General features: G+C 70.2%; 1 protein-coding gene. It reads left to right on the top strand.

All coding sequences use genetic code 11. The annotated features are described in order from the left end of the window. Positions 1 to 826 (top strand): hypothetical protein (locus tag BST12_RS31645; RefSeq protein ID WP_425437432.1); only part of this gene is annotated, 826 nt, incomplete at both ends.

Here is an 826-nt window from a genome sequence, read left to right as displayed (position 1 = left end):
TCACGGCAGGTCAGAACTTCGCCGCCGGATTCAGCGCCATCTTCCCCGCCCTGTCGGCCAGCTTCTCGGCCACCTTCCCCGCCCTCTCGGCGGCCTTCAACGCCACCCTCAGCGCCGCACTCTCGGGCAGCCTGCCCGCCTTCCAAGCCAGCCTCTCGGGCCTGAGTGCGGCCTTCAACACCGCACTGAACGCCGCACTAAGCAGTGTTCCGGCCGTGCAAGGCGCTCTAAGCGCGATAATCAACGCTGGCCAAACCGTGGCCGCCAACTTCAGCGCCGCGCTTCCTGTCATCGCCGCGCAGCTGGCAGGCGGCTTCGGAGCCACCTTCCCCGCCCTCTCGGCGGCGTTCAACGCCACCCTGAGCGCCGCGCTGTCGGGCAGCCTGCCGGCCTTCCAAGCCAGCTTGTCGGGGTTGAGTGCGGCGTTTAACGCCGCGTTGAGCGCCGCGCTGTCGGGTGCCCCGGCGCTACAAGGCGCGTTGAGCGCTCTGGTCACGGCGGGGCAGAACTTCGCGGCGGGCTTGAGCGCCATCTTCCCCGCGCTATCGGCCAGCTTCTCGGCCACCTTCCCCGCCCTCTCGGCGGCCTTCAACGCCACCCTGAGCGCCGCACTCTCCGGCAGCCTGCCGGCCTTCCAAGCCAGCCTGTCGGGGTTGAGTGCGGCGTTTAACGCCGCGTTGAGCGCCGCGCTGTCGGGTGCCCCGGCGCTACAAGGCGCGTTGAGCGCTCTGGTCACGGCGGGGCAGAACTTCGCGGCGGGCTTGAGCGCCATCTTCCCCGCGCTATCGGCCAGCTTCTCGGCCACCTTCCCCGCCCTCTCGGCGGC

It is taken from the genome of Mycobacterium angelicum (assembly GCF_002086155.1).
GTDB classification, from domain to species: domain Bacteria; phylum Actinomycetota; class Actinomycetes; order Mycobacteriales; family Mycobacteriaceae; genus Mycobacterium; species Mycobacterium angelicum.
This window is presented reverse-complemented; position numbering and strand designations above follow the sequence as displayed.